The organism is Aeromonas crassostreae, from assembly GCF_054052445.1.
In genome coordinates, this window is record NZ_JBSTYM010000060.1 from 1 (window position 1) to 607 (window position 607).

The following is a 607-nucleotide window of genomic DNA, read 5'->3' on the forward strand; positions in this document are numbered from 1 at the left end:
ACGCCTTCCGGCAGTTCGATGGTGCCAGTCACGTCGGTGGTACGGAAGTAGAACTGCGGACGGTAGCCTTTGAAGAACGGGGTGTGACGACCACCTTCTTCCTTGGACAGCACGTACACTTCGGATTCGAACTTGGTGTGCGGCTTGATGGTGCCCGGCTTGGCCAGTACCTGACCACGCTCTACTTCTTCACGCTTCACGCCACGCAGCAGTGCGCCAACGTTCTCACCGGCACGACCTTCGTCCAGCAGCTTGCGGAACATCTCAACACCGGTACAGGTGGTGGTCACTGTGTCTTTGATACCGACGATTTCTACTGTCTCGCCAACCTTGACGATACCGCGCTCAACACGACCGGTTACTACGGTACCACGGCCAGCGATGGAGAAGACGTCTTCGATGGGCATCAGGAACGGCAGATCGATCGCACGCTCCGGCTCCGGGATGTAGCTGTCCAGGTGGCCAGCCAGTTCCAGGATCTTCTCTTCCCATGCGGCGTCGCCTTCCAGCGCTTTCAGCGCGGAACCGCGAACTACCGGCAGGTCATCACCCGGGAAGTCATACTCGGACAGCAGTTCGCGAACTTCCATCTCGACCAGTTCCAGCA

1 protein-coding gene is annotated in these 607 nt (G+C 58.8%); it reads right to left on the reverse strand.

Annotated elements, in window-relative coordinates; genetic code table 11:
• Positions 1-607, reverse strand: a 607-nt coding sequence (locus tag ACW5W4_RS18870; protein WP_456690412.1) for an EF-Tu C-terminal domain-related protein, incomplete at both ends; no start/stop codon positions are given.